This is a genomic window from Enterobacter sp. RHBSTW-00175 (genome assembly GCF_013927005.1).
GTDB lineage: Bacteria > Pseudomonadota > Gammaproteobacteria > Enterobacterales > Enterobacteriaceae > Enterobacter.
Genome location: NZ_CP055930.1, coordinates 2683732 through 2710620, shown reverse-complemented (window position 1 = coordinate 2710620; position 26889 = coordinate 2683732). Strand labels below are relative to the sequence as shown.

The following is a 26889-nucleotide window of genomic DNA, read 5'->3' as shown; positions in this document are numbered from 1 at the left end:
AGGTCGTGCTGGATCTCCTAGGTGTTGCCTGCCGGATCCTCAATTTTGAACGTTAACGCATTATTGCCTTCGGACAGTTGATCTGTGGTGATGCTCCAGGTGCCGTCGGCGGCCACCGTGGTTGTCGCCACGACCATTCCGGCTACCAGTAAGGTAACGGTAGCGCCCGCTTCACCCACGCCGTTGAAAGTTGGCGTTCGGCTATTGACGGTCCATTTATCAATAGAGCTATCTTTATCATCCTGCACATTCGCGGTGAACTGGCTGATTGACGTATCGACCACAATCGAGAACGTTGAGGAAGTGGAGTTCCCGGCCTTATCCTGTGATGTCACCTTGACGTTCCAGTTACTGTCGGAGAGAAGCAGCGAGTTAATGTTCACGCTCCAGCCCCCCTGGTCGTTTGCCCAGACCTGACTCACTGTCATTCCGTTGATCGTTACAGTGACATAGCTATTTTCCTCAGCGGTCCCGCTAAATTTAACGCCCGCAGAGAGATCGTTGATATAGATCGTATCGTTTACAGTATGGTCCGCAATGCTTTCTCCGTTGATTGTATCCAGCGTTACAGCGGTATTGTTGACCGTATCGATCGTGAATGTCCGCTCCCCGGTCGAAGCTGTGTTACCCGCTGCGTCGCTGATATCAAAGCGGATGGTATGCTTACCATCACCAAGCGCTTCAGGGACGGTGTATAGATAATTTCGCCCGGTAATGGTAATGGTTTCAACATATTTGCCGTCAATGTACACGTCGACGGGTTGACCCGTTTCTCCGTTAATCTGAAACGTTGGAATCACTTTGGACGTATAATAGTCGTTATTATAAAAACCTGAGTCGGTGGTCATTTTATCCACCTCAATCCAGGTACTGGTATCCACTGTCAGCAGCATACGCGCGGAGTCCGCCGTGTTGCCTGCGGCATCTTCCGCGATCACGCGGATAGAGTACTCACCGTCAGCAAAGGTGGCAGGATATTGCCATGTCCACTGGCCCTGCGCATCCGCAGTCACCGTGGCGACAACGACCTCATTCACCAGGATAGACACTGTCGCACCCGCTTCCGCCGTGCCGTGGAAAGACGGGGTATTATCATTGGTGATGGTATCGCTCAGGCTTCCTGAGTTAGAGGCGTCATCCAGCTTGATCGTCGGGTAGTCCGTTTTACTGTCCAGCGTAAAGAGGAACGGATCGCTGCTAAGGGTATTGCCTGCCGCATCCGTAATGGTTGTGGTCAGTGTGTAGTCCCCATCTTTGCTGAGAATCACCTGAATATCCCAGATTCCGTCCGCGTTGACGGTGCCTTGCCCTACCGCAACGCCATCCAGATACAGCATGACCGTTGCGCCGACCTCCCCGGTTCCCGAGACATTCAAACCGGTTTTATTGGTCAGTTACGGCAGCGCATCAACGCTAAAGCTGTCGATAACGGTATCAATCACCACAACTGCGGTATCACTGGTGGCAATATTACCGGCGGTATCGGTCGACACCATTTTAACGGCATAGGTGCCATCAGCACTTTCCGGCATGGTCCATGATACTGAGCCAGCGGCATCCGCCGTGACCGTCGCCATCAGAACGCCATTGACATAAATATCCACGCTGGACATCGGGTCGGTGGCCGCCGTCAGCGTTGGTGTATTCACATTGGTGATGGAATCATTGGTATCCGCACTGTTGGAATCCCGGCTCAGCACAACGGCTGAAATACTGTTCTGCGTATCGCAGGTGATATCGATACTCTTTGACGCCGTATTGCCCGCGATATCCGTTTCCGTCACGATGAAGGTTTGGTTTCCTTCCTGCAGGGCGATTTCACTGCTCCAGTTGCCATTATCATCGGCGGTTACCGTGGCCAGAATCTCGCCTTTCGCGTTAGCGATGGTGATGATCGCATTGGCCTCGGCGCTACCGTCGAGATGAACGAGGGTGTTTCGGGTAATGTTGTCCGTCGCACTTGACCCCGTATCATCCGCATCACGCAGATCGACCGTTATCGGGGTGATATAGGTATCCACGATAAAGGTTTGAGGACCAAAATCTGTGGCGTTACCGGCGACGTCGGTAACGGTAAAGCTGAGTTCATGTTCACCGTCACTTCCAACGTTCGGCATTGAGGCAAGCCAGGTCCCGTCGCTGGCTGCCACGGTTTCCACCACAACGTTGCCATCAACCATCACCACTATACGCGCACCTGCTTCAGACGTGCCGTGAACAGTCGGGGAGCTGGTATTAATATATCCCGCCTCGTTCATCCCGGCGATATCCCACGTCAGCGGTTCGACATGCGTATCAACCACCAGGCTGGCAGGACTTGATTTCACCTCTTCGCCATTGTTCGGGTTAACAATACTGACCACGATGCTATAGGTTCCCTCAGCCATCTCCGGGAGGTTGAAGTTATAGCGCCCCGTGGAATCCGTCGGCGCAGTGCCTGCGACTTTACCGTCAATATAGATAGTGACCGTATTCCCCGGCAGTGAGATCCCGGTCAGCGTTGGCGTGGTATCGTTCGTGATGAAGTCGCCAATTGCGCCGCTGTCTGAGTCGGTCTGCAGTTGTAACGTCGGTGGATCAACGTCAATCAACGGAATGATAAAGGTGAAATCGGTTCTGTCAGAGATGTTGCCCGCTTTATCGGTAGCAATGACGCCAATAATATGATCGCCAGCGGTCATCGCGCTCGGCGGGGTCCATGCCCAAGAGCCATTGCTGTCAGTCGTTACGCTACCTACGCTTACGCCATCAATCATAATTTTCAGCGTCGATCCCGGCTCTGCAGTACCGCTGAACTCTGGCGTTAGGCTCAATGCCTCATGATAGTTTTCCGGATCTGAGGCGCTGAGTGCGACAACCGGCGCACTGACGATAGTATCAATTTCAAAGTTCTGGCTGGCGGTCGCCTGGTTTCCGGCGCGATCCACTGCTGTTACCGTAATGGTATAGCTGCCGTCCACCAGATCGCCCAGCGTCACGGACCAGGTGCCATCTGCCACTGGCATGACGTCCATCGTCTGAATCACCTCGCCTTTGTCATTGGTCACAGAAATAGTGAGCTTCGCATCTTTATCGGTCACGCCGCCAAAGGTCGGAGAGGTATCGTGTGTCAGCCTGTCGGTTTGCGAATCACCGGTATCGGAGGTGGCTCGCATATCAACCGACAGCGCAATTTTGGTATCGATAGTGAAATCAATCGCATTTGAGGATGTATTCCCCGCTTTATCGGTCACCGTTACCGTCGCCGTATAATCCCCGTCCGCCAGCTTCGCTGGGGTCACGGACCATTCACCGTTTCCATCCTGGATTGCGGCATATTTCACTCCGCCAATCTGGACAGACACGCTATCCACATCGTCCGGTATGCCAGAAATGATGAATTTCGGCTGGGTGATGTTCGTCAGGTTGTCGCTATCGCTGGAGCCTGAATCGCTGGCGCTGTCCAGATCTATCGTCGGCTGTGGGATCTGCGTATCAATCGTAAACGTCAGCGTATCGGAGTGGTAGTTCCCCGCCAGATCGTACATATCAACGGTTAACGTCCAGGTGCCGTCAGCCAGCGTATCCGCCGTATAAATCCATTGGCCTTTATCGTTTTGCACCAGTGACGTTGTGCGTCCATTCAGGGTGACGCTGACCGCCGCCAGATCTTCCGCCGCGTAAATCTGGAAGCGCGGCGCTGCAACATTGGTCAGATTGTCGTGGGCATCGCTACCCGTGTCATCAAGCAACACGACGGTCGGCGACGTAATAACGGTATCAACAACCACGTTATAGGTCGTTGTTCCTTTGTTACCGGCATTATCCGTAAAGGCAACCACGATATTGTAAGAGCCATCTGGCAGCGCGTCCGGGACCATCCATTGCGTGGTTCCCGGCGCCAGGGTCCAGCTCTGAGAACCAATCGATACCGTAACGCTGGCAATATCGGCCGGCTCACCGCTGATGTTGATCACCGGCTGGGTAATATTGGTGATGTTATCGTCGGTGCTGCCGCTGTTGGTCGCATCATCCAGCTCGACGATCGGAGCCGGACAGAAGGTATCAACGGTGATGGTTGTGGAGGCGGTTTTAACGTTACCCGCGTTGTCCTCGACCCGGACAGTCGCGGTGTATACGCTGTCAACTAGGGCATCCGCCTCAGGGATCTGGAGCCCCCAGACGCCGTCTTTAAGGCTCGCGTTATAGGTTTTATTGTTGATACTGACGGTGACGCTATGCGCGTCGCTGTCGATATTGCCAATGACAAAATACGGTGTGTTGTCTTTGGTGAGGCTATCGTTTGACGACGTACCAGTATCGCTCACGTCCGCCAGATCGATAGTCGGCGTGTTAAGCGTGGTATCGACCTCAAAGGAGAGCGTTTTTGATGCCGAATTCCCGGCCTTATCCACCACGTTGATTTGCAAGTCATAGTGACCATCCACCAGTGACGGTGTTTGGTATAACCAGCGCCCGGTTTCATTCTGGGTCAGGATAGTCGTGACGCCATTCAGCACAACCGTCACCGACTCAACGTCTGAAGGCACGATCACCTCAAAATTCGGCGCATTGTTGTTGGTGATGTTGTCGCTATCGGAGTAACCCGTATCGTCACCCACCACAAAGTCCACATCCACTGAGGTATGGGTATCAATCGTAAACGACAGCGTCGTCTCTTGCGCGTTACCCGCTTTATCTGTAATGACGGCTGACATCGTGTAGGTGCCGTCAGCCAGCACATCAGGCGGCGTGAAGCTGACTGGCTTGCTGCTCAAATCAACGTTGTAAGTCTTACCGTTAAGGGTCACAACCAGGCTGTAAGCGTCGCTATCAATGGAGCCAAAGGTAAAGGTTGGCTGAGTCACATTGGTGTAGTTGTCCATCGGGCTGGAGCCGGAGTCATCCGCTGTGGCTAAATCTATCGTCACCGGATGAAGCGTGGTATCCACCTCGAAGGTAAAGGTATCGGACGCCTTGTTACCGGCTTTATCCACCACCTCAACGACCAGCTGGTGCGAACCATCCTCTAAGACACCCTCAACGGAATAAACCCATTTACCGTTGCTCTTAACAAGCTCAACCGCCGTACCGTTATCCAGCGTGACCGTGACGTGAGAAACATCGTCCGGTACATTGATTTCGAAAGACGGCTGCGTATCTTTCGTCAGATGGTCGACGCTGGAATAACCGGTATCTTCAGACATAATGATGCTGTCAATCGCGGTGATCGTATCAACCTCAAAATCCAGGCTGGACGAGCGTACGTTTCCGGCTTTGTCCGTTACCGTCACCTCCAGGGTATAGATACCATCAGTGAGCGTCGGTGCCTGGAATGCCCACTGCCCCTGCGTGTTTTTGGTTAATGTGTAATCCACATTATTCAGCGTGACCACGACCGAATAGATATCGCTATCCACGTTGCCAATCGTAAACTGCGGACGGGTATTGGAGGTCAGATTATCATCCGTCAGATCCCCGGTATCAGACGCCGTATTCATATCAATGGTCGGCGTCGATAACGTGGTATCGATCGTAAAGCTAAAGTTCTGCTGTCGGGTGTTGCCCGCCAGATCCTGCACATCAACCGTCAGGGTGTAGTCCCCATCGCTCAGCGTCGATGATGGCGTAAAGATCCAGTTACCTTTTGCATCCTGGGTTAATGGCGTGGTGCGGCCGTTCAGCGTAACGCTGATATGCGTGACATCGCTATCGACATTGGTGATGACAAACGAGGGCTTATTGTCTGCCGTCAGATGATCGCCATCGTCATATCCGGTATCGTCCCCTGCGGCAAACGCCACAACGGGCATTGAGAGCGAATTATCAAAGGTAATGGTTTTGGTGCTGCTGGTTTCGTTTCCGGCAACGTCCTGTACGGTGACATTTAGCGTGTACTCACCGGATGTTCTCAGCACCGACGAGGTCACCGTCCATTCACCGTCGCTATTTTTCACAACAGTGCACGGCACGCCATTGAGGGTCGCCACGACGCTTATCACATCGTCTGAGGTCGTGACGCGGAATACCGGCTGGCTGGCATTGGTCACATCGTCTGTCGAGGAATCCCCCGTATCTGTCGTCAGGGTGATACTGCTGATCTCAACGGTGGTATCAACAGTAAAGGCATATGAGGTGGTTCTTTGGTTACCGGCATTATCCGTCACCACCGCCTGCAGGGTGTAATTCCCTTCCGCCAGCGCGCTATCCGGCGTATAAAGCCAGCGACCATCGGACTGAGGCGTTAACGTGGTTTTGACGCCATTCAGGATCACCTCAATGCTATACACATCCTCTGGGATATTCCCCATGATGAAAGATGGCGTTGTGACGTTAGTAATATTGTCGTCAACAATTCCGCTATCGTCTTCATCCGTCAGTTGCACAGTCAGCGGTTCAAGCGTCGTATCAATGGTGAAGTTCTGCGTGCGATCGGCGGTGTTGCCTGCTTTGTCAGTCACCATTACATGCAGAGTATACTCACCATCGCTTAGCGCAGAAGGTAAGGTTATGACCCATTTTCCGTCCTGATAGACCGCATTTTGCGTCATGGATCCAACGGTCACTACAACGGTCTGGGCATCTGAAGGCGCCGTTATCGCAAAGGTCGGCTTCGTCTCATTTGTCATCCAGTCATTCTGCACGCCGGTATCGCTCTGCAGAACAATCGCATCCACGCTGGTGACGGTGTCGATGGTGATCGACATGGTGCTCGAACGAGTGTTACCCGCGTTATCAACGACGATCAGCTCCGCCTGCCAGACGCCATCGGCTAAATCCACCGGTACGGTAAATTCGCCAATGCCATCCTTAATCGTGACGGGCCAGGACTGACCGTTGATATTCAGAGTGACACTCACTACGTCGCTGTCAACATTGCCAATAATGAACGTCGGACGCACATCGTTAGTGATGTGATCGGAATTACTGTAGCCGGAATCACTCTCCCCGGTGAGCGTCAACGTTGGAGTAGAAAGCGTTGTATCAACCGTAAACGCAAGTTCCTGCTGGCTGATGTTACCCGCCTTGTCGGTGACCGTCACCGAGAGCGTGTGTGCCCCATCGGCCAGCCCGCCCGCCGTAAAGTGCCATTTACCGTCGGCCTGTTTAATGGCAGAACCTGCCACTTTACCGTCAATCAGAATGGACACATGAGTGACATCATCCGGCGCGGAAATGGCGAATTCTGGCGTGTTAACGTTGGTCAGGTTATCCGTTGTGCTTGAGCCAGTATCATCCAGCAGCACAACGCTGTTAATTGACGTTACGGTGTCGATCTCAAAATTCAGCGCATCGGAGCTCTGCTTATTACCTGCAAGGTCCGAGGTGGTCACCGTGATTTGATAGCTACTATCACTCAGGCTTACCGGACAGTTCCAGAGCCCTTCTCCATAGTCTTTCGCCGAAACAGTCCAGCTCTCCCGATATTTACCGTCGGTGCTGCTGATAACTATCGTCACGAAATCACAGTCATCAACATCCACACCACCTAACCGGAACTGAGGTTTAGCGGTATTGGTCAAATCGTCCGTCTGGCTGTCTCCAGAATCAGACCCGGCCACCAGATCGATGGTGGGTTTAGCCACCTCCGTATCAATCGTAAAGTTGAGCTGGCTGCTCGCCTGGTTACCAGCAATATCCACGACGGTGACCGTCGCCGTCCAGTTGCCATCCGGCAGGGCATCCGGAAGGGTAAATGAGGTGCCGTTGCTTAGATCGATAGCGTACTGTTTACCGTTAATCGTCAGCGTAATGCCCGCCACATCTGCGGGGATGTTGCTGAAATTAAAGGTTGGTGTGGTATCAGACGTGTAATTGTCCGTTGCGCTGGAGCCCGTATCAGAGTTTTTATCAAGCGCAATCGTGACAGGTTGTACGTCGGTATCGATAGTGACGGTCATAGGAGAAGAACTTCTCTCATTCCCGGCATCATCAATCGCTTTCACCACTACCGTGTAATCACCATCTGCCAGCACTGGGGCATTAAAGATCCACACCCCGTCCATCAGTTGAGCATCGTAGACTGTGCCGTTGAGGATAACCTGAACGTCAGTGACATCAGGATCGATATTCCCCAGCTTAAAGGACGGCGTATTGTCATTGGTAATGTTGTCAGTGTTGCTGATCCCGCTGTCCGACGTGTCAGCCAGATCAACCGTCGGCGTCGACAGGGTGGTATCGATATTAAACGTCAACGAAGAGGATGAGGTATTGCCCGCATTGTCGGTCACCATCACGCTGATACTGTGATTACCTTCAACCAGTTTACTCGAGGTAATACGCCATTGACCGGCGCTGTCCAAGGTTGCAGGCACCGCCGCCCCGCCGTCAATGCTGACCATCACGCTCACGACATCCACATCGGTACGGATCGCAAAGGTCGGGGTATCGACGTTAGTCTGGTTATCACCTAAAACGCCAGTATCATCACTGAGCGTGATCACCGGGGCGACAACGACCGTATCCACCGTAATGGATAACGGTGGCGACTGCCGGGTATTGCCCGCGTCATCAGTAACCTTAACAATCACGCTATAGTCACCGTCCGTCAGCACCGGGGCAGTGAATTGCCAAACCCCGCCAACCTGCTGAACGGTATAAGCGGTACCGTTGATCAGCACCTGCACGTCGGTCACGTCGGCGTCGATATTGCCCAGCGTAAAGGTCGGCGTACTGTCGTTGGTGATGTTATCCGTACTGCTGCTGCCGCTGTCGGACGCATCCGCCAGATCGATCGTCGGAACGGACAGGGTGGTGTCCACCGTAAAGGTCAGGGAAGCGCTGGAGGTGTTGCCCGCCAGATCGGTGACCGTCACGCTGATGCTGTGGTCGCCGTCGGCCAGTGCGCCGCTGGTGAAGTGCCACTTCCCGTCCGCATCTTTGATTGCGGCCACCGCCAGGCCGCCATCGATGCTCACCATTACGGAGGCCGCATCGTTGTCGGTGGTAATGGCAAAGACCGGAGTGGTGTCGTTCGTCTGGCTGTCACCCTGCACGCCGGTGTCGTCGGTAAGGGTAATCACCGGGACTGCCGTCACGGTATCAATCGTCATATCCAGCGCGGCGGAGCGCTGGATATTGCCCGCATCGTCGGTCACCTGCACGGTCACCGTGTAGTCCCCGTCCGCCAGCTCAGGGGCGGTGAACTGCCATTTGCCGTCCACAAGCTGTGCGCTGTAGGCCGTGCCGTTAATCAGCACCTACACGTCGGTCACATCCGCGTCAATATTGCCCAGCATAAAGGCCGGCGTGCTGTCGTTGGTGACGTTGTCAGTGCTGCTGCCACCGCTGTCGGACGCATCCGCCAGATCGATCGTCGGAACAGACAGGGTGGTGTCGACATTAAAGGTCAGCGAAGCGCTGGAGGTGTTACCCGCCAGATCCGTCACCGTCACGCTGATGCTGTGGTCGCCGTCGGCCAGTTCGCCGCTGGTGATATGCCACTGTCCGTCCGCGTCTTTGGTCGCGGCCACCGCCGCGCCGCCGTCAATGCTGACCATCACGCTCACTGCATCGGTGTCGGTGGCAATGGCGAAGCCCGGCGTCGTGTCGTTAGTCTGGCTGTCGCCCTGCACGCCGGTGTCGTCGGTAAGGGTAATCACCGGGACTGCCGTCACGGTATCGATGGTCACATCCAGCGCAGCAGAGGTTTTCGTGTTGCCCGCGTCGTCGGTCACCTGCACGGTCACGGTATAGTCACCGTCCGCCAGAGCCGGGGCGGTGAACTGCCAGGTGCCGTCCACCAGCTGCGCGCTGTACGCCGTGCCGTTAATCAGCACCTGCACGTCGGTCACATCCGCGTCGATATTGCCCAGCGTAAAGGCCGGCGTGCTGTCGTTGGTGACGTTGTCAGTGCTGCTGCCACCGCTGTCGGACGCATCCACCAGATCGACCGTCGGAACGGACAGGGTGGTGTCGACATTAAAGGTCAGCGAAGCGCTGGAGGTGTTGCCCGCCAGATCCGTCACCGTCACGCTGATGCTGTGGTCGCCGTCGGCCAGTTCGCCGCTGGTGATATGCCACTGTCCGTCCGCGTCTTTGGTCGCGGCCACCGCCGCGCCGCCGTCAATGCTGACCATCACGCTCACCGCGTCGGTGTCGGTGGCAATGGCGAAGCCCGGCGTCGTGTCGTTCGTCTGGCTGTCGCCCTGCACGCCAGTGTCGTCGGTAAGGGTAATCACCGGGACTGCCGTCACGGTATCGATGGTCACATCCAGCGCAGCAGAGGTTTTCGTGTTGCCCGCGTCGTCGGTCACCTGCACGGTCACGGTATAGTCACCGTCCGCCAGAGCCGGGGCGGTGAACTGCCAGGTGCCGTCCACCAGTTGCGCGCTGTACGCCGTGCCGTTAATCAGCACCTGCACGTCGGTCACGTCGGCGTCGATATTGCCCAGCGTAAAGGCCGGCGTGCTGTCGTTGGTGACGTTGTCGGTATTGCTGCTGCCGCTGTCGGACGCATCCGCCAGATCGATCGTCGGAACGGACAGGGTGGTGTCGATATTAAAGGTCAGCGAAGCGCTGGAGGTGTTGCCCGCCAGATCCGTCACCGTCACGCTGATGCTGTGGTCACCGTCGGTCAGCGTGCCGCTGGTGATATGCCACTGTCCGTCCGCGTCTTTGGTTGCGGCCACCGCCGCACCACCGTCGATGCTGACCATTACAGTCACCGCATCGGTATCAGTGGTAATAGCAAAGCCCGGGGTGCTGTCGTTAGTCTGGTTGTCGCCTTGCACGCCGGTGTCGTCGGTAAGGGTAATCACTGGCGCGGCAGTCACCGTATCCACGGTAAAGGCCAGCGTTCCGGAAGACTGGCTATTTCCCGCTTTGTCCGTCACGGTAACGATAATAGTGTAGTTCCCATCGGCCAGGGTCGGCGCGGTAAACTGCCATATTCCCCCCACCTGTTTAGCATCATAGAGCGTACCGTTAATCGACACTTTCGCCTCAACAACATCCGCGTCGATATTGCCAAACGTGAAGGTCGGGGTGGTGTCATTGGTGACGTTATCGGTGACGCTGCTGCCGCTATCAGACGCATCTGCCAGATCTACCGTAGGCACAGAGACCCAGGTATCGATCTGAACCTGGATTTTTTCTGAAGAGGCGGAGTTACCGGCCACATCCGTGGCGGTGACGTAAAATATGTAACTCCCATCTTCGAGCGACTGGGATGACGTATAGCTGTAGCTCCAGTGCCCACTCGCATCGGCAGTGGCTTTGCCAATCGCCTTACCATCCTGATAGACCACCACGCTGGAGTAAGCTTCAGCAGTACCGGAAAATACAGGGAAGGTATTATTTGTGATCAGATCCGAATTACTCGTGCCGCTATCGCTATCCAGGTGTATCGTTGGCGTCTCAATCACACTGTCGACGGTTATCGTCATTGGTGTTGAATTTGCACTGTTACCTGCAATATCCGTCGATTTAACCATCACGGTATGATTGCCGTCAGTTAACGTCTGGTCGTCTGTCAGTCGGTAATTCCAGACGCCATTTTTGTCAGTAACCGCCTGGCCCGCCAGTTTTCCATCAATATAGATCTCGATGGTGGCATTCGCTTCTGCCGTGCCGGTCAGCAGCGGGTGGGTCTCTTTCGTGATGTTATCATTGTCGTCAGAACCGGTATCTGAAGCGGCATCCAGACGAACTGACGGGGTGATGGTCATTGTATCGATGACCAGTTCGTAGGTGCTGCTCGCCGTATTCCCTACCTCATCGCGCGCTTCAACAGAGATCGTAAAGTCACCGTCAGACAGGGCAGGATTTGGGTCGTATTCAAACTGCCAGTTCCCATTTTCATCGGCCTGGGTGGTACCAATGATTTTCCCATCCACTTTCAGCGTAATAGTGGCGTACTTTTCCGCGGTCCCGATCAAAGAAAGATTGTCGTTCTGACGAGTGATCCAGTCAGTCTGACTGCTACCCGTATCATCTTCTGCAAGCAACGCAGCGGTAGGAGCGAGGGTACCGGTGTCTACACTGAAGGTGTAGTCTGCAGAGGGAGGAGAGATGTTTCCAGCCAGATCCTCGGCATATGCCACCGCCGTATGGCTACCCTCAGCCAGATTCGCCGGGATGTTAAAGGACCAGTGACCCTCTCTGTCAGCGGTCGTCGTGCCATATTGTTTACCGTCGATATACAGGATAACGGTACTACCCGCCTCGGCCGTTCCGGTGAATAACGGTGTGGCATCGTTGGTCAGAACATCGCCGGAAAGAGAGATAACGTACTGATCCAGTGAAAGATCAGGCGCAACCGGCGCAACGGTATCGATGGTATATTCATAGCTAAAGGTCTGCTCGTTACCCGCATAATCGGTGACGGATATCGACAGTTCGTTAATCCCTTCAATGGAGGCCATAGCCAACGTAAAGCTGAAATATCCACTTTGTGAAGCATCAATTTCAACGACTTCCCCGGTCATCAGGTTAGTCACCACAATATGGCTTGAGGGATCCATTTTCCCGCTAAATGACGGGGAGGTATTGTTGGTGTAATTATCCCCTGCGATACCGCTATCCGAGCTGCTGTTCATTGACATCGAAAAAGCATCGATATTTGTGTCAACGGTGATATCCATGCTGGCGGAGGAGGTATTACCTGCACGGTCGGACGCCACAACTTCGAAGGTATAAACACCATCAGACGTAATTTTATTGTCCGGAAGGGTATATTCCCAGTGACCAGCCGAATCAACCTGAATATCCGCGACTTTATACCCGTTCAGATAGAGCTCAAGCTTTGAATCAGGTTCAGCATTACCCTGTAATGAAGGTGTTTTATCATAGGTCAGGTGGTCATCCTGCGACATACCGGTATCGCTGGCTTCATCAAGAAGAATGACCGGCGTTTCCGGCGGGATGGTATCCAGCGTAATCATGCCGCTGGTCGTCGCGCTATTACCCGCTTTATCGGTTGCGACGATGTCAATGTTGTTGATACCTTCGCTGAGCTCTGAGCCGCTGAACTGATAAGACCATTGTCCCTTCGAATCTACCGTGACCGTAGCCAGTAAATGACCATTCGCGTAGATACTCACCTGCGAATCAGCTTCAGCTTCCCCGACGATTTTCGCATTATTAAATCGGGTTAGATTCTCGCCCTCAATCCTGTCCGCCTCAGGAATGGCATATTGCTCGTCAAGCTCGAAGGTTGGAGCCTCAATAGTGGTATCAATGGTCACCAGAATTTTGGCGCTACCGGAGCCGCCTTTGCCATCGGAGACATCAACCTGAACAGAGTGTTCGCCATCCGGCAAAAATGAGGAGGTGAAAGAGAAATTCCCCATGGCATCGGCCACCGTAACGGCAACGACAATACCGTCAATACGCAAAGAGACCGTTAAACCCGGTTCAGTGGAACCCACAAAGAGTGGAGTGGTGATATTCGTGATATTGTCATTTTTGGTGCCGGAGTCACTCGCCTCATCCAGTTTCAACGAAATATCGATGGGCTTTTGATCAACAGGCGTCGAATCGGAGGACTTCGAACTGGACGAACTCGATGAACTGGATGAATAATCTGAGAATTGTAAGCGGCTGGCTTCCGCTACGGACTCATCAACATATTTCTTTTTATAGAGATTTCCCCCTTCCTGCCCTTCAATGTCGGACTGAGGTGTAGCCCCGTTCTGCGTGTTATTTTGGGCTTTGTCATTGAGAAACTCTTCAAGCTGTCGCTCAACATCCTCTGATGCTTTTCGTGCTTCTTCCGCTTCCGCACGCATTTTCTCCGCTTCCTGCTTGAGCTCTGCGGCCTCTTTTTTCGCGTCTTCAAGGCTTTTGGCGTCAACATCACTCAGCTTACCAATATTATCTTTAAGGACATGTTCCTGACGCTGGTCAGACAATGCCGAGTCGAGTCTTTCCAGTTCGAGATTGCTCAGGTCAACCGATTTCAGGAGGTCCTGGCCAGAAATGGTTTTCCCCTGAAACTTAAAGATTACACTATTTTTATCAAGGCTCGAAAAGAGTGCGCCGTTAACAACGTTAATTTCTTTATTGCCTGGGAAAATAAATTTAAAGTCGGTCCCGCTAATGACAACTTTGGCATTTTCCATTTTACCGTACTGTTGTAAATCAACAACAGAATCATTATTTACGAAGATAGTATTGCTCATATTATTACCATGATTAATGAGTTACCTTTGTATCAGTAAGGACCGGCTCACTGAAAACTTGTTGCGCGCCACGCAGCAATGGCGAGGCGAGATATTTTAAGATACTATGGTTGCCAGTAATTACATAAGCGTCAACGGCCATGCCCGGCTTAATAGATTCACGGTCTTTATCAGCGATATCGAATACGACAATGGCTTTATAGTATCTAACTATATTCCCGTTTATTGATTCCTCATAAGAATCCGGACTAATTTGTTCAACCTCGCCTTTATAGGGCTTGGTACTGGAAAGGATAAAAGACAATATTTTCACATTCGCCTCACCGCCGACAAATATCTGGTCACGATCTTTTGGCTGAATTTTAACTTCAGCAATCATCCTGGTTGACATGGGTTTTATTTCAAAAAGCGCATCGGCGGCCTGAATAACCCCACCTTTAGTAAACGCATTTTTGTTAATTTTATAAATCACCCCATCAACCGGTGAGTGCACGCTGGAATCATTCATCTGCTTTGTCAGTACCGTCATAGCCGATTTATTCAGTGAGGCTTCGCGTTGCGCATCGACAAGGTTTTTCGATAATGTATTACGAATAGCATAATAACCATCATCCATTTCCCCACGGGTAACCTTAATCTCTTCTTTTTTGGCAATCATCTGACGCTCAAGCTCAATAATCTCACTCTTCAGACGGACGGCAGCCTGTTTCTTACCCAGAAACGTGGTGTAAGAACTGATCCCTTTTTTTACCAGTGGCGAAAGAAGATTGACCTCTTCCTGCACCAGCGAAAGTTCGCTGTTCTTACTGACCCGCGCCACGCCGAGCTGCTCAATATCAGAGTTTAAACTATTGACCTTGCTCTCTTTTGTCCGCTCCTGGCTATTCAGCAGCTGAATGTTGCCGATGAGATCCTGATTCGTCAGCACCGTCGTATCAAAGTCTCTAAAATCACCTTTCCGGGCTAATACGCTGTTAAGCTCTTTGATATAGATGGTCAGGTATTCGCTTTGCGCTTTCACATGCTCATATTCTTTCTGAATATCAAAGTTCGTTGTTTCGGCGAGAATTTGTCCCTTCGTCACAAAATCCCCTTCCGCAACATGAATAGCATCGATCGTTCCTCCCTTCGAAAGAGAAACGACCTGGGTATTGTCCTTGGTGATGATCACACCGTTACCATGAACCACCGAGTTGATTTTGATAAAAGCAAAGAGTGTTAAAATCAACAACGTCATAACGATGATGACCATCATAAGATGGTCACTTTGTTTTCTGTTCATTGTATTAATGAGCCACTCTGGGGCTGTATTTCTCCAGGTGTCAGATAAAGTTCAGGTAGCAATTTTGCTAACTGTGTCATCTGATCCAGCTTCGCCTGATAGATTGCAAATTGTGATTCAATCATTGTCAGATGCGCCTGGTAGTGCTCATTTCTACTGGAGATAAAATCGAGTAATGATTTTTGCCCGAGCTTAAACTCCTCTTTATACAACTCTATCAATTTACCGGCGTTATCATACGAGCGCGTTGAGATCACTAATGAATCAGCTCCCGTCTGGTATTTTGAAACAGAGGCATCAACGCTATTACGCGAACGAATTAAGAAATCATCCAGCCCCAGTTTTGCCTGCGTGTATTTGGCGCTAAACTTTGCCGCTTCAGATTGATTTTTAAAGCCGTTAAAGATATTGATTCCAACTTTAATACCAACCTTAAATTCATCCTGGTAATCATCTTGCTGGGCATCTTTCGACGGCGAGTTATCGGTATAACCGGCGTTAAAATCAACGACAGGATAATTGGCGGATTTTGCAGCGGAGTAATCTGCAGATGCGGCAGACACGGCCTTATTTAATGAAAGATAAGTAGGGTTATCTTTCATGATTTCCTTCATGATGTCGTCTTTGTGTACATTGAAAATGTACTTATTGAAAAACTCAGGCAGTTTCCCAAGATTATCAGCGGTGACGTAATCACCGGTCATGTTACGCAGCATCATGAGCTGCGTATCCAGCTGAGCACGGTAGTTCAGCTCCTGAGTGCTCAGTGAATCAATAGAGACCTGTACCTTGCGAATATCAGACTGCATCGCAGCGCCAGCGCTGATTAACTCTGAGAAATCACTGAGCATTTTTTTATAGAATAATTTCTCACCGTCGATGACGGTCAGAATCTGGCGGGTCTTTTCAACTGCCAGGTAGGCATCTGACGTTTTCTGTGCAACGCTCAACAACTCTTGTTGAAAATCGAACTGGCTGGCGGCTTCCTTGTGCTCTGCCTTCTCTATATTGCTACTTCTGACACCAAAATCGGCAACGCGATAGCTCAGGGCGAGCTTGTTCTCAATGTTCTGTTCATTGTCATGCTCGTCCGTCTTTTTACGCATCGCTTCAGAGGAAGCATCCAGCGTTGGATAGAGTGACGCCTTGCTCATGTTGGTTTCCTGGTGACGCATCTCTGTTTCCCAGGACGCCATCGCCACGGAAGGCTGCGTATTCAACGCATGAATAATTAAAGTACGAAGCGGCAACGTACCTGCCGTCGTGTCTGCCTTTACGCTCAGCGAAACAGGTAAAAGCCCTGCTGAAAACAGCAGTGCAATTAATCGCATATTCATTTATTTTCCTGCCCTTTAATGACATTGATTTCCTTTTGCAAACTTCTGTGCATCCCTGCAATTTGCCCAAGCAGTGGTTCAAATGTCTGAGATTGGCTTTCAAGCGTGGCCAGCGTTTCAACATGACGATGCGCGTTGGCCTGTTCCATCCCCTTAACGGTGTCACTCATATCCTGCATCTGCACTGACTGAGCGGTAAAATGGCGATCGGCCACGGCAGACATCTCTCCGACTGTCGCCTCAACATGGCTGATGCTTTCACTGGCGCTGTGTACGGCTTCCTGCAACGTTTCCTGCTGGCTAATCACCGTACTAACGGCTTCTGTCTGTTCCGCCAGTTGACTCTGAAGCTGTTGCTGACCTGAATAAATCGCATTTTGATTCAGGCCAATCGCTTCCAGTTGTTCATGCTGACCTTTGAGGAACTGAGTACTCTCCTGAATACCCTGCTCAATAGAGCCCAGCGTGGCATAACTAAGCGAAATACCACGATCAATTTTTTCCATGCTCTCAGTCTGTTCCTGAACGGCATTCACAATACGTTCATAAAACATCCCGTTGTTACGTGACGCTTCAGTACTGGTATCGAGCAGCGACTTCAGACTGCGATTACTTTCGCTAAAGGCACCAGACAAACGTTCCTGCCACGCAAACATGCCCTCTTTGAATTCCTTAATGACATCATCAAGATCGGTGATGATCCGCAGCGTTTTTGTCTTTTCAACCACAGGCTTTTTACGCCCGCGGCACTCACGCACAAAGTCCAGGCGAGCATTACGGAGATCGATCGATAAACGGACGAATTCACCGCGCAAGAATGAACACACAACGTTAAGCAGAATGGCGCTAACCACCCCGTAAATAGAGGAGACAAACGCGGTGTTCATCCCTTTCAGCGGTTCAGAAAGCGAGGAAACCACGTTGACGATAATGCTCAGCATATCCGCCTCGTTACCGCCGGTTATTTGAGATTTCTCAAGCAGCGTGATAACCGAAGCGATTGTCATCGACAGTCCAGCAAACGTTCCCAGCAGGCCAATCATGGTTGACAGGTTTGCACAGGTCATCACCCCCGCCAGGCTTTGGTTCTGCTTGCGGTTAACGCTGTTATCCATGCTCTCGTAAAGCGAGGCAATGGTGTCGTCATCCAGACCATGGGCAGGAGAGAAAACGATCTTATTCGCGTCGCCAAGCAGATAAGAGTGCTTTTCGGCATTTTTCTTTCGCAGGACGCTGACACATTTCGCAATTTCAATGAACGAGAAAATAACAGTTCCGCAACCTGTTAAATAGAGCACTATAATAATTGAGCTGTAAAAGGCAGCAACGTGCCATGTATCAATCACATAGTCGTAAATTGCAGGTATGCATAATATTGCGGCAGGTAAAAACATAAAAACCAGCGCCAGAATAAATGCATGGTATCTTTTAAAAAAATTCATAAAAAATTATTCACTCCGGGTTATAACAGCGCTGTTACTTAACATTGTTGATTCATTTACAACTGAAATAGATATTTCATCATGTGGGTATTTGCCTTTGAGGATTTTCAAAAGAATAACCCCACGCTCATACGCCAAACGCATAGCATCTGATACAGCAATCGATTCTGTTGGATGAGCATAAACAGTAATAACCAAAGGTTTATTTACCCCCAACCACTTATTCACTTCTTCAATAGCTTCGGCCGGATATCCCTGTTCCAGACCTTTAAAGTGAATAACAAACTGGTTACCTTTGATCCCCCAGACCGGGGGGGTGTCCTGCGAATCAAACCGCCCACTGTTCTGACCTTTGATCGATGCGGCAGTCTGGTTATCAGCCAGTCTGATCACCTCACCCTTTTTGTTCTCATCGGCGTTCGCCTGCATCGTCTTTTCACCATCCGATGCACTGCCCTCCACGTTTGCCTGGCTGGCTTCAGCGGATGAGGCGGAGGCCATCATTTCAGATTCAGAGAGCAATGCTGCCGGTTGTTGTTGGGCCTGAGCGGACTCAGACTGACTGTTGCTGGCGGTTGCAGGGCTTGGCGCTGCGTCACTCGTATCCTTAAGATTTTGCTGGTCAGGTGTCGCACCGCCACTCTTCGCAACGGTAGAAGATGATGATTTAGCAATTTGCTCAATCAGCGCAGGAGCTTCATAGCTTTTTTTCGAGCTTTCATACATAATCAACATACTATTAAGCACGAAGACCAGCATCAGAAATATAAAGATACACAATACCGTAGAGAAGGCATCAACAAACGTTGGCCACGGGTTGCTTTCTTCCATAAAAACTAACCTCTGAGAAAAATATTAATGGATGAGAGGCTATTATCCATAAACCATGTGTATACTCTCAAGGCGAATTGAGCGTGAAATTACTCTTTTCAGAATAAAACAATATTATTTATTGATTTTTGATCATCATTGATTGGAGAAATGAATAGCAATACCTCCCGGGGAATTTCTCCCCCAGGAAATATCGCAATTAAGATGATTTAACTTAATCTAAACTTCCACGAAAAATATATTCAAGTGTCGCTAATAATACAAGCGATAAACGTTACGCGAACGTTTTACTTGCCAGGCGATCCAGTAACTTCTGATGGATCCCACCAAAACCGCCGTTACTCATCACCAGGATATGGTCACCGGGCTGGGCCACTTTCACTACCATCTCTGCCAGAGTATCCACATCGGCATGCCAGTGGGCTGGCTGAATGCAGGCATCCGCAACTTCCGCCACCTGCCATGGAATATGCTGAGGTTGCAGCAGGAACACTTCATCCGCACGTCCTAAAGACGGCGCCAGATCGTCTTTACAGACGCCCATCTTCATGGTGTTTGAACGGGGTTCCAGCACAGCCAGGATACGTGCCGTTCCGCCGACTTTACCGCGCAGGGCAGCAAGCGTCGCCAGAATGGCGGTTGGGTGGTGTGCGAAGTCGTCATATACCGTGACGCCGTAGGCTTCACCGCGCAGCTCCAGGCGACGACGGGCATTCACGAATGAACCCAGCGCATTGGCCGCGTCCACAGGCAGAACGCCCACATGACGTGCCGCAGCAATCGCCATCAGACCGTTGTGCATGTTGTGCTCGCCCACCAGGCCCCACTTCACCTCACCCACTTTTTCGCCATCGAGCAACACTTCCCACTCAGAGGCATCGGCATTGAGTTTTTTCGCCTGCCAGTGGCCTTGCTCGCCCACCAGCTCTTGCTCGCTCCAGCAGCCCATTGCCATCGTCTGTTTCAGGTTGACGTCGTTTTCCGGCAGGATGATACGACCCTGGCCCGGGACGATACGCACCAGATGGTGGAACTGTTTCTGGATAGCTTTCAGATCGTCAAAGATGTCCGCGTGATCGAACTCAAGGTTATTGAGGATCAGCGTGCGCGGGCAGTAGTGTACGAACTTGGAACGTTTATCGAAGAACGCACAGTCGTACTCATCGGCCTCAATCACAAAGAACGGGCTTTCACCCAGACGCGCAGAGACGTCGAAGTTGCCCGGCACGCCGCCGATCACAAAACCTGGCTTGTAACCACAGGCTTCGAGGATCCAGGTCGCCATCCCGGCAGTCGTGGTTTTGCCGTGCGTACCGGCAACGGCCACAACCCAGCGATCGCGCAGAACGAAATCGTGCAGCCACTGCGGGCCAGACATGTATGGAATATTGCGTTCCAGCACCGCTTCAACACACGGATTGCCACGAGTCATGGCATTGCCAATGATGACCAGATCCGGCTGCGGGTCTAGCTGGCTGGCATCGTAACCCTGAATGAGGTCGATGCCCTGATTCTCCAGAAGCGTGCTCATCGGCGGATACACATTGGCGTCCGAACCTGTTACTTCATGGCCCAGCGAGCGCGCCAGCATTGCCAGCCCGCCCATGAAAGTGCCACAAATCCCCAATATATGAATGCGCATACGTCACTATCCTTCTTCAATGTGGAGCACATTTTACTCACATGTCAGCGGCTGTGAAATGCATTTCAGGAAAATCCGTATCCTGCTGGCGCGATTCACCTCTGCGCTAATATTTGAATGTTTGTTAAGATTGTTGGGCTTTAGTCGTTTTAGTGAACATACAATCGCTCTACTCACATAAGATGCAGGGAAAGTGTTATGAAAACGTTAGGTGAATTTATTGTCGAAAAGCAGCACGAGTTTTCTCATGCTACGGGTGAACTCACTGCTTTGCTGTCGGCGATAAAGCTTGGCGCTAAGATCATCCACCGTGATATCAACAAGGCCGGTCTGGTCGATATCCTGGGTGCCAGCGGTGCCGAAAACGTGCAGGGCGAGGTTCAGCAGAAACTCGACCTGTTCGCGAATGAAAAACTGAAAGCTGCACTGCGCGCACGCGACATCGTTGCGGGTATCGCCTCTGAAGAAGAAGATGAAATTGTCGTTTTTGAAGGGTGCGAGCACGCAAAATACGTTGTACTGATGGATCCGCTGGACGGCTCATCCAACATCGACGTTAACGTTTCTGTCGGCACTATTTTCTCCATTTATCGCCGCGTCACGCCTGTTGGCACGCCGGTGACTGAAGAAGACTTCCTGCAACCGGGCAGCAACCAGGTTGCGGCGGGGTACGTTGTCTACGGTTCATCCACCATGCTGGTGTACACCACCGGCTGCGGTGTTCACGCCTTCACCTACGATCCGTCACTGGGTGTGTTCTGCCTGAGCCAGGAGCGTATGCGCTTCCCGGAGAAAGGCAACACCTACTCCATTAACGAAGGCAACTACATCCGATTCCCGACTGGCGTGAAGAAGTACATCAAATTCTGCCAGGAAGAGGATCAGAACACCCAGCGCCCATATACCTCTCGTTATATCGGCTCACTGGTGGCGGACTTCCACCGCAACCTGCTGAAAGGCGGCATTTATCTTTACCCAAGCACCGCCAGCCACCCGGACGGGAAGCTGCGTCTGCTGTACGAATGCAACCCAATGGCGTTCCTGGCCGAACAGGCCGGCGGCAAAGCGAGCGATGGTAAAGAGCGTATTCTGGATATCGTGCCAGAAAGCCTGCACCAGCGCCGTTCGTTCTTCGTCGGCAACAACCACATGGTGGAAGACGTAGAACGCTTCATCCGCGAATTCCCGGACGCGTAACACCTCTCTCCAGGGGAGCCAGTCAGGCTCCCCTTCTCATTTATATATTTTACCGTATAAATGAATATAAAAATGACGCTTTAATATTCAGCGCTGCTCCTGCATTATTTCCATAACAGTTTGACAAATATTCCCTGGAGCATAATTAAGATGAAAAACTTTTCTCGTGCCAATACCGGCATTGATTTAAATCTTATTCCTGTTTTTATTGAAATTGTTCGTTGTGGCAGCATGGCGAAAGCATCCATACGCCTTGATATGTCTCGCCCGGCGGTGAGCCTGGCATTGAAGCGTTTTAATCAACTGTTTAATGAGCCATTATTTTTCCGTAAAGGTTTGTATCTGGAACCCACCGAAAAAGCATTAGCCTTAACCAGCTCACTGGAAATATTAATGGGTGATATTCACGATAATATTGCCGCGATAAATGGGTAATGACTCCAACTTATTGATAGTGTTTTATGTTCAGATAATGCCCGATGACTTTGTCATGCAGCTCCACCGATTTTGAGAACGACAGCGACTTCCGTCCCAGCCGTGCCAGGTGCTGCCTCAGATTCAGGTTATGCCGCTCAATTCGCTGCGTATATCGCTTGCTGATTACGTGCAGCTTTCCCTTCAGGCGGGATTCATACAGCGGCCAGCCATCCGTCATCCATATCACCACGTCAAAGGGTGACAGCAGGCTCATAAGACGCCCCAGCGTCGCCATAGTGCGTTCACCGAATACGTGCGCAACAACCGTCTTCCGGAGCCTGTCATACGCGTAAAACAGCCAGCGCTGGCGCGATTTAGCCCCGACGTATCCCCACTGTTCGTCCATTTCCGCGCAGACGATGACGTCACTGCCCGGCTGTATGCGCGAGGTTACCGACTGCGGCCTGAGTTTTTTAAATGGCGGAAAATCGTGTTGAGGCCAACGCCCATAATGCGGGCGGTTGCCCGGCATCCAACGCCATTCATGGCCATATCAATGATTTTCTGGTGCGTACCGGGTTGAGAAGCGGTGTAAGTGAACTGCAGTTGCCATGTTTTACGGCAGTGAGAGCAGAGATAGCGCTGATGTCCGGCGGTGCTTTTGCCGTTACGCACCACCCCGTCAGTAGCTGAACAGGAGGGACAGCTGATAGAAACAGAAGCCACTGGAGCACCTCAAAAACACCATCATACACTAAATCAGTAAGTTGGCAGCATCACCGATAAATGTATCAAATAAAACCCTGGCACAGAATGCACCAGGGCAGGATATTATTATGCCGCAGGCTGAGTCGTCAGTTTGAATGATGACATCGCTTCCATCAGTTCGCGCGACTGCTCTTCCAGCGAGCGTGTCGCCGCGGATGATTGCTGTACCAGCGCCGCATTTTGCTGCGCGGTTTCGTCCATCTGATTCACCGCGATATTAACCTGCTCAATGCCATGGCTCTGCTCCAGGGAGGCATTGGCAATCTCGCGCATCAGTTTGGTCATGCGTAGCACTTCTGTTGCGATCTCATCCATGGTTTCGCCTGCCTGCTGCGCCAGTTCGCTTCCCTCGTGCACATGCGTCTGCGAATCGCTGATAAGCGTGCGGATCTCTTTCGCTGCGTCGGCACTGCGGCTGGCGAGGTTGCGTACTTCACCGGCCACTACCGCAAAGCCACGTCCCTGTTCGCCAGCGCGTGCCGCTTCAACGGAAGCGTTCAGCGCCAGGATATTGGTCTGGAACGCAATGCCATCGATCACACTCAGAATATCCGCAATTCGGGCTGAACTGCCTGAGATATCGCGCATTTTCTCAATCACATAGCAAACCATTTCGCTGCCATGATCGGCGGTATCAGACACCGACTTCGCCATCTGATGCGCCTGTTCGGCGTTATCGGCGTTTTGTTTCACCGTGGCGGTGATCTCTTCCATACTGGCGGCCGTCTGCTCAAGCGACGTTGCAGTAGATTCGGTGCGCTGGGCAAGGTTCATGTTCCCCGCCGTTAACTCGCGGCTGCCGGTGTCAATTTGCGAGCTGGCGTCACGCACGCGCAGAACCGAGCCCATCAGCGACTGGCGCATCTCTTCAATGGCGGCGTTAAGGCGGTTAAATTCCTGGCTCGCGGATGTATTCAGGTTGTGCGTTAAATCGCCCGATGCCACGTTTTCAAGCTGGGCAATAGAGGCTGAGAGCGGCTTGAGCAACATATGGCGCAGCGCCAGCCACGCCAGCACAATAATGCCCGCCGTCAGCAGCGCCGCGACGATAATCAGGACCAGCACCCGGTTTTTGCTCGACTGCACAGTGCCGACTTCCGCCCTGCCGCGCGATTCGCTCCATACCTGGAACGCCTGCATGTCGTTATCAAACTGCTTCGCCACCGGGATGAGCTTGTTCTCCAGCAAATCATAATAGCTGTCGGCGCTTTGTTCGTTCAGGGCTTTCAGCATTGGGGTGATCCCCTGCTGGTTATAGGCGTCAAGGCTGGCTGCGACCTTATCCAGAAGCTGCTGCCCCTGTTTATCCGCCACGCCACCGTCAATCACGCCTTTCAGCGTTTTTTGCGCCTGGGCGACTTCCTGGTTAATGGTTTTCACCGATTTCGCCGCATCGTCCAGCATCCCGATCTCCATCATGCGGACGGCCTGACCGGCTTCGTTGCGCGCACGTAAAATCAGCGTATAGCCAGAATTAAGCTGCACCATCTGCTCACCCTGAAGGTGGTTGATGCGCTGGAGAGATGTCGAACTCTGTGTGAGGGCATAAATGCCAATACCGCTGACAATCAGCAGCAGAAGGGTCATAACGGCCAGTAACGAAAGCAAGCCGGTACGAATCGATAGCGTTTTAAGCATGATGTTATTTCCGGTAGCGAGATATTTCTGGGCATAAAAGAAGAGTATCGGCCTCTACCGGAAAATGTTTATACACATCATCCTTCAAGTTGTCTCTGCGTTGGCTGAGTCTGCTCACCCCAGTCACTTACTTGAGTAAGCTCCTGGGGATTCTCAGGCTTGCCGCCTTGATGCAACGTGAATAATTTTGTGTATAGACTTTAAGCAAATTCAGTGTGTTATCACTTTGTTGCTGATGGACTCACTCGGGTAACAGGCGAGCTCTGGCGGTTTTCCCACAGCACCGTCAGGCCGCGCTGGAGCGCAATAAAGATGAACAACAGAATACCGATGGCGATTTTCGTCCACCAGGAGCTGAGTGTGCCGTCGAAGTTAATATACGTCTGAATGAGCCCCTGAATGGCCACACCAAACAGCGTGCCGAGCACCGTTCCGACGCCCCCGCTAAGCAGTGTGCCGCCAATCACCACCGACGCGATCGCATCCAGTTCCACCCCGACACCCGCCAGCGCGTAGCCCGCCTGGGTATAAATCGAGAACACAATGCCCGCAAGTGTGGCAAGCCCGGTAGAGAGCATATAAATGCGAACTGTGGTGCTGCGGGTCGAGATCCCCATCAGGTTTGCCGAGGTCGCGCTGCCGCCAATAGCGTACACCTGATTCCCAAACCGGGTACGGTGGGCCAGGAAGATACCTATCACCACCACGCCGAGCATCAGCAAGCCCATCGCGCTCAGACGCCCCCCGCCGGGGATTTTCCACGCCAGGCTTGAGAGCGTGTCATACACCGGGTGGTTAATCGGAATCGACTCTTCCGAAACCAGATAACTCACGCCGCGCAGGAAAAACATCCCCGCGAGGGTAATGATAAACGCCGGGATTTTCAGCGCGTCGATAAGCAGCCCCATAAAGGCGCCAAACGCACAACCCATCACCAGCACCAGCGGGAAGGCCAGCAGCGGTGAAATGCCCCAGAAGCCGATCGCTTTCGCCAGGAAGACCCCGGTAAAGGCGATCACTGAGCCCACAGAGAGGTCGATCCCGCCGGAAAGGATCACAAAGGTCATCCCCACGGCGATAATGCCTAAAAAGGCGTTATCCGTCAGAATGTTGCAAATCACGCGCGTAGAGGCGAAGCCAGGGAACTGCGTCAGGCAGTAGAGGTAGCCCAGCACGAATACCCCTAGCGTGATCATTAATGGCAAATTACGTTTTATCATGACCGCGGATCCCCTTAATGAGACTGATAAAGCGCGGTGACTGAACGACGAGCACACAGAGCACCACCACCGCTTTAACCACCTGATTCAGCTCCGGCTGGAAGCCCGAAAGCAAAATGCCGGTATTCATCCCCTGAATAATAAGCGCACCAATCACCGACAGCAGCAGGTTAAAGCGCCCGCCCATCAGCGAGCCGCCACCAATCACCACGGCCAGAATGGCATCCAGCTCCAGCCACAGTCCGGCGTTGTTGGCATCTGCTCCACGGATATCCGCTGTGACAATCACCCCCGCAATGGCGGCACACACGCCGCTCAGCACATAGGTCAGCATCACCATCAGCCGGGTGTTCACCCCGGCATTTCTCGCCGCGCGAATGTTAATCCCCACTGCTTCAATAAACATACCGAGCGCTGTTTTACGGGTGAAAAGCCAGAACACGATTAATGTCACCAGCGCAATGATGACCGGCGTCGGGAAGAACAGCAGCTTGCCGCTACCGATCCACGCCAGGCTCGGCGAATCGAAGGTCACTATCTGCCCGGAGGTGATAAGCTGCGCCACGCCACGCCCGGCGACCATTAAAATCAGGGTGGCAACAAATGGCTGGATTTTGAGTATCGCCACCAGAATGCCGTTCCACAGCCCGGCGAGGACGCCTGTGCCTAAGGCGGCAAGCAGCACCACGGGCAGGCTGTGCCCGGCGACAGTCATGGAGGCAGCCGTGGCACCGGCAATCGCCATCACCGCGCCGACGGAAAGATCTATCCCACCCGTGGCAATGACCAGCGTCATACCAATCGCCAGCAGCGCCACCGGTGCGGCGCGGTTCAAAATATCAATCGGGCTGCCAAACAGGCGGCCATCCTGAACGATAATCTGGAAGAAGTGCGGAGCGACCAGGCTATCAACCACCAGCACCAGCAACAACGCGATGATTTGCGGCGTGCCAGTTGGCCAGTTGAAGCGGCGCTTCGACTCCCCGGTTTGCGAAAGAGAACGAGGCATCACG

Annotated in this window: 12 protein-coding genes and 1 pseudogene; 2 read left to right on the top strand and 11 right to left on the bottom strand. The window is 52.3% G+C overall.

The features are described 5' to 3' along the window. Window positions 1-17: 17 nt before the first annotated feature. From HV107_RS12835 to mpl, 7 genes and pseudogenes are all read right to left on the bottom strand, one after another. Entirely contained in the window at window positions 18-1394 is a 1377-nt protein-coding gene (locus tag HV107_RS12835) for an Ig-like domain-containing protein (protein ID WP_259349706.1), read from the bottom strand. After that, window positions 1395-13709 (bottom strand): annotated as a pseudogene (locus tag HV107_RS27280) (Ig-like domain-containing protein). A 406-nt stretch (window positions 13710-14115) separates the two neighbouring features. Continuing rightward, window positions 14116-15384: an HlyD family type I secretion periplasmic adaptor subunit gene (locus tag HV107_RS12820; RefSeq protein ID WP_182059370.1), complete on the bottom strand. Its 1269-nt coding sequence runs from the start codon at window positions 15382-15384 to the stop codon at window positions 14116-14118. Beyond that, window positions 15381-16721, bottom strand: a complete 1341-nt coding sequence (locus tag HV107_RS12815) for a TolC family protein (protein ID WP_182059369.1) — start codon at window positions 16719-16721, stop codon at window positions 15381-15383. The genes HV107_RS12820 and HV107_RS12815 overlap by 4 nt, the downstream gene beginning before the upstream one ends. Further along, window positions 16718-18115, bottom strand: coding sequence for a MotA/TolQ/ExbB proton channel family protein (locus HV107_RS12810; RefSeq protein ID WP_220458408.1), 1398 nt, complete (start codon window positions 18113-18115; stop codon window positions 16718-16720). Before HV107_RS12810 ends, HV107_RS12815 begins: the two co-directional genes overlap by 4 nt. Window positions 18116-18169: 54 nt before the next feature. After that, entirely contained in the window at window positions 18170-18994 is an 825-nt protein-coding gene (locus tag HV107_RS27520; protein WP_182063605.1) for a hypothetical protein, read from the bottom strand. A gap of 274 nt (window positions 18995-19268) precedes the next feature. Next, window positions 19269-20636 carry a UDP-N-acetylmuramate:L-alanyl-gamma-D-glutamyl-meso-diaminopimelate ligase gene (gene mpl, locus HV107_RS12800; RefSeq protein WP_182063428.1) on the bottom strand — a complete coding sequence of 456 codons (1368 nt, stop codon included), beginning with the start codon at window positions 20634-20636 and terminating at the stop codon, window positions 19269-19271. Between the two features lie 198 nt (window positions 20637-20834). On the opposite strand from mpl, the gene fbp reads away from it, so the two are divergent. Together fbp and HV107_RS12790 are read left to right on the top strand one after the other, a co-directional pair. Further along, complete coding sequence (fbp, locus tag HV107_RS12795; RefSeq protein ID WP_182063427.1) at window positions 20835-21833, top strand: class 1 fructose-bisphosphatase; 999 nt, start codon at window positions 20835-20837, stop codon at window positions 21831-21833. Window positions 21834-21983: 150 nt separating this feature from the next. Beyond that, window positions 21984-22268, top strand: coding sequence for a LysR family transcriptional regulator (locus tag HV107_RS12790; protein WP_182063426.1), 285 nt, complete (start codon window positions 21984-21986; stop codon window positions 22266-22268). 10 nt (window positions 22269-22278) lie between these two features. On the opposite strand, the gene HV107_RS12785 is transcribed toward HV107_RS12790, so the two are convergent. From HV107_RS12785 to ytfT, 4 genes are all read right to left on the bottom strand, one after another. Further along, window positions 22279-22976 (bottom strand): IS1-like element IS1B family transposase gene (locus HV107_RS12785; RefSeq protein ID WP_095033700.1). Its coding sequence is split into 2 segments (ribosomal slippage): window positions 22279-22727 and window positions 22727-22976, totalling 699 coding nucleotides; the frame shifts between segments, so codons are not numbered across the junction. A gap of 108 nt (window positions 22977-23084) precedes the next feature. After that, the gene (locus tag HV107_RS12780; RefSeq protein WP_182063425.1) at window positions 23085-24656 is read right to left on the bottom strand and encodes a methyl-accepting chemotaxis protein; all 1572 of its coding nucleotides are present in this window, start codon (window positions 24654-24656) and stop codon (window positions 23085-23087) included. Between the two features lie 221 nt (window positions 24657-24877). Beyond that, on the bottom strand, window positions 24878-25876 hold the full coding sequence (gene yjfF / locus HV107_RS12775) for a galactofuranose ABC transporter, permease protein YjfF (protein ID WP_182063424.1): 999 nt from the start codon (window positions 25874-25876) through the stop codon (window positions 24878-24880). Further along, window positions 25863-26888 (bottom strand): galactofuranose ABC transporter, ATP-binding protein YtfT, encoded by a 1026-nt coding sequence (gene ytfT / locus HV107_RS12770; protein WP_182063423.1) that lies wholly within the window; start codon window positions 26886-26888, stop codon window positions 25863-25865. Before ytfT ends, yjfF begins: the two co-directional genes overlap by 14 nt. Window position 26889 lies beyond the last annotated feature (1 nt).

Excerpts from the sequence above, each read along its gene's own strand:
- HV107_RS12815 (WP_182059369.1), bottom strand. The coding sequence starts at position 16,721 with ATGAATATGCGATTAATTGCACTGCTGTTTTCAGCAGGGCTTTTACCT.
- mpl (WP_182063428.1), bottom strand. The coding sequence starts at position 20,636 with ATGCGCATTCATATATTGGGGATTTGTGGCACTTTCATGGGCGGGCTG.
- HV107_RS12810 (WP_220458408.1), bottom strand. The coding sequence starts at position 18,115 with ATGTTTTTACCTGCCGCAATATTATGCATACCTGCAATTTACGACTAT.
- yjfF (WP_182063424.1), bottom strand. The coding sequence starts at position 25,876 with ATGATAAAACGTAATTTGCCATTAATGATCACGCTAGGGGTATTCGTG.
- HV107_RS12820 (WP_182059370.1), bottom strand. The coding sequence starts at position 15,384 with ATGAACAGAAAACAAAGTGACCATCTTATGATGGTCATCATCGTTATG.
- HV107_RS12780 (WP_182063425.1), bottom strand. The coding sequence starts at position 24,656 with ATGCTTAAAACGCTATCGATTCGTACCGGCTTGCTTTCGTTACTGGCC.
- fbp (WP_182063427.1), top strand. The coding sequence starts at position 20,835 with ATGAAAACGTTAGGTGAATTTATTGTCGAAAAGCAGCACGAGTTTTCT.
- HV107_RS27520 (WP_182063605.1), bottom strand. The coding sequence starts at position 18,994 with ATGGAAGAAAGCAACCCGTGGCCAACGTTTGTTGATGCCTTCTCTACG.
- HV107_RS12790 (WP_182063426.1), top strand. The coding sequence starts at position 21,984 with ATGAAAAACTTTTCTCGTGCCAATACCGGCATTGATTTAAATCTTATT.